This window comes from Frankia gtarii (assembly GCF_025403375.1).
GTDB lineage: Bacteria > Actinomycetota > Actinomycetes > Frankiales > Frankiaceae > Frankia > Frankia gtarii.
In genome coordinates this window covers 114,840-121,192 of record NZ_JAMPTM010000001.1, presented here as the reverse complement: position 1 = coordinate 121,192, position 6,353 = coordinate 114,840, and the positions used below count along the sequence as shown (strand labels likewise).

General features: G+C 69.3%; 6 protein-coding genes. All 6 read left to right on the top strand.

The genetic code is table 11. The features are described from left to right. On the top strand, window positions 1–1,123 hold a 1,123-nt coding region (locus NBZ83_RS00525), incomplete at its 5' end, for a branched-chain amino acid ABC transporter permease (protein ID WP_261574112.1). Next, a complete protein-coding gene (locus tag NBZ83_RS00520; RefSeq protein ID WP_261566068.1) occupies window positions 1,120–2,082 on the top strand; it encodes an ABC transporter ATP-binding protein in 963 nt (320 codons plus the stop codon). The genes NBZ83_RS00525 and NBZ83_RS00520, both read left to right, overlap by 4 nt. Next, the gene (locus tag NBZ83_RS00515) at window positions 2,075–2,815 is read left to right on the top strand and encodes an ABC transporter ATP-binding protein (RefSeq protein WP_261566067.1); all 741 of its coding nucleotides are present in this window, start codon (window positions 2,075–2,077) and stop codon (window positions 2,813–2,815) included. Before NBZ83_RS00520 ends, NBZ83_RS00515 begins: the two co-directional genes overlap by 8 nt. Window positions 2,816–2,942: 127 nt before the next feature. Next, on the top strand, window positions 2,943–3,281 hold the full coding sequence (locus NBZ83_RS00510) for an aldehyde dehydrogenase family protein (RefSeq protein ID WP_261566066.1): 339 nt from the start codon (window positions 2,943–2,945) through the stop codon (window positions 3,279–3,281). Between the two features lie 633 nt (window positions 3,282–3,914). Then, a complete protein-coding gene (locus NBZ83_RS00505; protein WP_261574111.1) occupies window positions 3,915–4,691 on the top strand; it encodes a TetR/AcrR family transcriptional regulator in 777 nt (258 codons plus the stop codon). 397 nt (window positions 4,692–5,088) lie between these two features. Beyond that, window positions 5,089–6,261, top strand: a complete 1,173-nt coding sequence (locus tag NBZ83_RS00500) for an acyl-CoA dehydrogenase family protein (protein ID WP_261566064.1) — start codon at window positions 5,089–5,091, stop codon at window positions 6,259–6,261. The last annotated feature ends 92 nt before the right edge of the window (window positions 6,262–6,353 follow it).

Here is a 6,353-nt window from a genome sequence, read left to right as displayed (position 1 = left end):
GGGCGGGGCACTCGACCGGGCCATCGCCCCGCACACCGGGGCCCGCCTGGCTGCGGCGACGTCGGCCACTCGGTCCGGCGGCGCCTCCTCGTTCAGCTGGCGCGCTCCCCTTCTGGCGCTGGTCGCGGTTGCCTGTCTGCCGCTGGTGCTCCACGACTTCTGGGTCGGGCTCCTCATGCAGGGCGTGGCCCTGGGCGTCGTGTTCCTCTCGTTCACGCTGGTCACCGGTGAGGGCGGCATGATCTGGCTCTGCCAGATCACCTTCGCCGGGGTCGGCGGTCTGAGCGCCGCCCAGTTGTCCACGGAGCACGGGTGGCCGGTGATCGCGGCGATCGTCGCGGGCGGCCTGATCGCCCTCCCGATGGGGGTGATCATCGGGATGCTCACCATCCGCCTCGGTGACCTCTACGTCGCCCTGGTCACCCTGACCTTCGGACTGTTGATGGAAGGCCTGGTGTTCACCCGCTCGACGTTCCTCAACTTTGGTCTCGGGGTGAGCATGGACCGGCCGGGCTTCGCCCCCTCGGACAAGGGCTTCACCTACGTCGAGCTGGCGGCGTTCTGCATCATCGCCCTGCTCATCGTCAACCTCCGCCGCTCCACCACGGGGCTGGGGCTGGGCGCCGTCCGCTGGAGCGAGCCGGCGTCGAAGACGATCGGACTGAGTGTTCTCCAGATGAAGGTGCTGGTGGCCGGGCTGGCGGCGTTCACCGCCGGGATCGGAGGGGGCCTCTACGCCTCCTCTCTGGGTACCGCCCTGCCGGCCAACTACGCGACGTTCCTGGGCGTGATCTGGCTCGCCGTCCTGGTCACGTTCGGCATCCGGTCCACTGTCGCCGCGATGATGGCCGGACTCGCCTTCACCTTTGCGCCCGGTCTGGCGATCGCCTACCTGCCGCACTGGTTCGCCCAGGTTCCCCCGCTGCTGTTCGGTCTCGGCGCGATCTCCGTCGCCGGCAACCCCGAAGGGCTGCTCGCTCAGCAGGCCCGACAGATCCGCGCAGCCACGGTGAGGCTGAGCGGGCGGGGGTCCGCTGCCGCCCCACCCGGCTCCGCCGGCGGCCCACCTGGGTCGGCCGGTCCCGATCCGCGAGGTATCGAGTTGACGGGAGCGAGCCGATGACCGCCCCGGGTGTCGCGGCCCCGGCCGCACCACCGGTCTCGTCCGCCGCCGCGCTGACGGCGCGCGGTGTCACGGTGAAGTTCGGCGGGCTGACGGCCCTGTCGGAGATCAGTGTGACCGTGCCTCACGGCGCGATCGTCGGGCTCGTCGGCCCCAACGGCGCCGGCAAGAGCACCCTGTTCGCGGTGCTCTCCGGGCTGCTCCGACCGAACGCGGGCAGCGTCCACCTCGCGGGCCGCGATGTCACCGGGGCGTCCCCCCAGGCCCGTGCCCGGCTGGGCCTGGCCCGCACTTTTCAACAGCCCGAGCTGTTCATGGGCCTCACCGTACGTGAACATTTTGCCCTCGCCCATCGGATGCGGCACTGCCGCTCACGAGTGTGGACGGACCTGTTCCTCGGTGGGTCGCTCCGTCGCTGCGATCCAGCCGAGCGGGAACGGGTGGACGCGTTGCTGGAGATGCTGTCGCTCACCCCCCTCGCGGACAAGGAGGTGGACAGCCTGCCGCTGGGGACCTCCCGGCTGGTCGAGGTCGGCCGGGCGCTGGCGACGGCCCCCTCGGTGATGCTGCTCGACGAGCCGCTCTCCGGCCTCGACGCACATGAGGCCGAGCGGCTGGCGGGCACCCTGCGCCAGGTCGCGGCTGAGGAGAAAGTGTCGATGCTGCTGGTCGAACACGACGTCGCCATCGTGCTCAGCCTGTCCAGCCGGATCTTCGTCCTGGACTTCGGTGTGCTGATCGCGGAGGGCACCCCGAACGAGATCCGCGCTGACGCCAGGGTCCGAGATGCCTATCTCGGCGACGAAGGGAGCGGCGAGGAGACCCTGGCCGATGCTGTGGTCGATGCCACGGCCGGCCGCGATCGGGCGGCCGGTGACCCGTCGGGCGGGGGAGCGGCAGCCGACGGCGACACGACGGATCTGGTTCGGATCGCGGGCGAAGGAGCGGATCGTGAGTGAGACGGGTGGGCTGATCGTCGAGGACCTCAACGTCCGCTACGGGCCGGCCCAGGCCCTCTTCGGCGTCTCGTTGAGCGCCGGCGGAGGACGGGTTCTCGCCGTCCTGGGCGCCAACGGCGCGGGCAAGAGCACGCTCGGGCGCGCCGTGTCGGGTCTCATCCCTGTCACGTCGGGCCGGGTGTGTTTCGACGGGAAGGACGTCACGGGCTGGGCGCCGCACCGGGTCCGGCGGGCCGGCCTGACCTACATTCCCGAGGGCCGAGGCGTCTTCCCCGGTCTTTCCGTGCTGGAGAACCTCCGGATGGCCGTGGGACAGCTGGACGGACGGACCGCGCGGCAGGACGCCATCACCCGGGCGGTCGACCTGTTCCCCGTCCTTGGCAGGCGCGAGCACCAGCGGGCCGGCAGCCTCTCGGGCGGGGAGCAGCAGATGCTGGCGATGGCCAGGGCCCTCGCTGTGAAGCCCCGGCTGATCGTGGCCGATGAGATGTCGCTCGGGTTGGCGCCGATCATGGTGAATGCCGTCTTCGACGGCCTCGGAAAGGCCCGGGACGAAGGCATCACGATCGTTCTGATCGAACAGTTCGTCCATCGGGCGCTGGCCTTCGCGGATGACTGCATCGTGCTCTCCCGGGGCGTGGTCGGCTGGTCCGGCCCGGCCAAGGACGCGGGTCAGGAGGTGCTCGACCGTTATCTCGGAGAGGCGACGGCCGCCGTCGCGGAAGTGGGCTGAGGAATCGGATGGACTCCATGGCACGCCGTGCCCTTGGCGGGGAAACCTTCCGGGCCGTCCTGCAGGTTGATCCCCCGCGGTCGAGTGCGCCGGGCACCAGGATGCCCGATCTGGAGTTCGCCGAGCTGTGAAACCGGTCGATTCTCGGCCGGAAGGAACGGCGCTGGACAACAGAAAGTCGGCCAACATCATCCTTGCCGACGCCGACCTGGCGAAGGCGGCGCGGATGGGTGCCCACATGATCATGATCGTCACCTCGGAGCATGGCTGCCCGACTCCGACCCGACTGCTCGTCGAGGACTCGGTCCACGACGAGGCCGTGGCGCGGGTCCAGGGCGCCGCCGAGCTGGCCGACGATTCCCGCTTCAGAACGTCTACATCCCGCTGGACTGACCGGCGTCGCGCGTCGGCGGAATATCGCCACGGGATTGTTCTTTATTCCGTCGGCCCTGCGGACGACCGGTGAGATAGCCAGTGATTCCGGCGCTTTCAATCACTCGCCGCCGCGCCGGAAAGCAGCATGTATATGTAAATATTTAATGGACTTGCCGCGGTCCGCGCACTGGCCCCGCGAATTTCCCGGCCCTGTTGTCGCCGGTGGCGGTATTACACCGAATCCACCGGTTGTGGCCTGCGCCGCCGCCGCCGGGCGGTTCGGCCCGGTGGGTTCGGCCCGGTGGGTTCGCGCCGGCGGAATGGTCCCGTACCCGGGCGCCGGGTTGTGAGTTGGAGCACGTCGGAAGCTGGCGATCGTCCCCGCGATGCCGTCGAACCCCGTAGCCTCGTCGATCAACAGCGCCCGCCGAACAGTGGGGATACCAGGTGGTGTGCGGGGCGAGTTGGCGCGGAAAAGTGATACTTTGCAAATATGGAGAGGCCCGTTGTTCCTGCTGGACTCTGCTATGGTCCGATCTATATTGAGAAGTGGCCATGAGGAGTCCCCGTCACGGGGGAGCCTGAGGCGTAGGGAGCTTCGTTCGAGCGGTCGGGACGCGGCCCCGACCGCAGCTCCCGAGCTGCTTGGCATGAGCTCACCGGGGCCGGCGGTATAGGCGTGGTCCGACGGTCGCACGAGCGCGGCACCGAGAGGAACGGGGACGTGACGCCGAAGAAGACGGAAAAAGATGTGCCCGTGGGCAAGGAGCCCGCGGCCGCGCCGGCCTGGCGGAACCGGGCGGTCGAGCGTTCGCTCGAGCGCTCCCGGGTCGAGGCCGAGCGGCGCAGCGCACGGTTCGTCGACACCGCTCTCGAGCTGGTGGAGGAGACCGGGGGCAAGGACTTCACGGTCCAGGACGTCGTGGACAAGATGCGCGTCTCGACGAGGACTTTCTACCAGTACTTCAGCGGCAAGGACGAACTTCTGGTCGCCATGTTCGAGGAGGCCCAGCGCCACCAGAACAAGGAACTGCGCCGGATGGTGGCCGTGGAACCCGATCCGTTCGCCCGCCTGCAGACCTTCGTCCTGGGCAGCCTCCAGCGGGCCCACGACGGGCGCGGCCAGTCCGGCTCCAGCCGCCTTCTGGTTCAGCAGTACTTCCGGCTCCAGCAGAGCCACCCGGACGAGTTGAGCCACTCGTACAAGGCACTCGTCACCTATCTCAGTGAGATCGTCGCTGACGCGGCGGCGGCGGGTCGAATTCGTTCCGTCGATCACGAGCGCACCGCGGCCATCCTGCTCCAGATGATCACGACCGCGAATCAGGCCTCCATCATCGGCTCCCCGTTGATGGACCCGCCGCTTTCTCCAGCGGAGGTGTGGGAGTTCTGCCTGAGCGGCATCGGCATGGATAGTGCCGGCCGCGAGTCAGCGGATCGTGAAGCAGCGTCGGACCGGCATGACCTGGCCGCCACGAGCGGGCCGGTCGCCGCCCCCTGACGATCGCTCGCCGCCCCTGACGACCGCTCGTGGTGTCGTTCCGTCAGGGGCAGGGGCTGTGCACCCCTGCGAACGGATCATCATGTGGCCGGGAGGGAACGACCCGGGCTTGGCGTGTCGAGCCGGGCCGGCCTCCCCGCCCGCTCTCCCGGCGTCCTCCCGGCACGCCCGCCGGCAGCGTCCTGATCCGCTCGGGGGACTCGACCTCCCGAAGGAGGAAAACGTCACTTCCCACCGGTGATAAGCTCCCTTCTTGCTGGCGGCCGGCCGAGCTCGACCGCCGCACCGCCGGAACGGGAAGTGCGGCTCCTGGGCGCCGAGCCGCTTCGGACGGGTGGGATGCCCACCACCGCGGCCGGTGGGACTGCGGCCGCGGGAGCATGTTGGGAGCGTTTTCATGAACTTCAGCGCGGTCGAACTCGACGAGGACACCCGGGCGTTCTGGGCCGAGACTCGAGCCTTCTTCGACGAGCACGTCACCGAGGAGGTACACGCGGAGGAGCGCCGCACCGGCAGCGGTTTCAACGAGGCGTTCCATCGTGCCTTCGGAGCGCGGGGGTGGGTGCTGGCGCGGTGGCCGGTCGGGCAGGGCGGCGCCGGACTCGACCCCGTTCGGGCCCGGATCATGGAACTTGAGCTCGAACGGTCCGGTGCGCCGGTCATCATCAGCCAGACGACGCCACTGCCGGCCCTCGCCGTCCAGATGTTCGCCAACGAAGAGCTGAAAACGACCGTCCTGGCCGGCGTCGGCGACGGCTCGATCAGCATCTGCCTCGGCTACACCGAGCCTGACTGCGGTTCGGATCTGGCCGCCGTGCGCACGCGCGCCGTCCAAGAGGGCGACGAATGGATCATCAACGGGCAGAAGATGTTCACCACCGGCGCGCAGGTGTGCCAGTACTCCCTGTGCCTCACCCGGACCGATCCCGCTGCGCCCAAGCGCCGGGGGCTCTCGGTGTTCCTCGTGCCGCTCGACCTTCCGGGCATCGAGATCCGCCCGATCCACACGGTGGGTGGGGAGCGAACGAACATCGTGCACTTCGACGATGTGCGCGTCTCCGACTACTACCGGCTGGGTGGGGTCAACCAGGGCTGGGCCGTGCTGTCGGCACCACTCGCCAACGAGCACGGGATGGGCGAGCAGGACGATCTGGCGCCGAACGGTGGCAGGACCTTCCTTCGCGACACCCGCCGGCTCCTTGCCGCGGTGGTGACCTGGCTGCAGACCCAGGTTGACGAGAGCGGGCGGCCACGGCTCGAAGATCCGATCACGCGCGAACGCCTCGCCCGTGTCGCCCTCGACATCGAGGCGGGGACGGCGGCGCACGGGCCGATGGCGCGGATACACGCCTCCGGGGCACTGGCCCGGGCCGCCTCGGACCTGCTTGAGCTGATGGGGCCCGCCGGGCTGCTGCCCCACGGCGCCGAGGGAGCCGTGGCGGGCGCGATCCCCGAGTACATGTTCCGGTTCACGCCCGGGACGTCGATCTACGGGGGAACCAACGAGATCCATCGGAACCTCGTCGCGGAGAAGTTTCTCGGGCTGCCTCGGAGCACCCCGCGTGATTGAGCTTCTGTGGGGTGCCGTGATGACTGACTGGTGGCGGAGGCGAGCGGCTCGTCGGCCAACGTCGGCGACGAAACTACGGGAGGCTGGTCGCC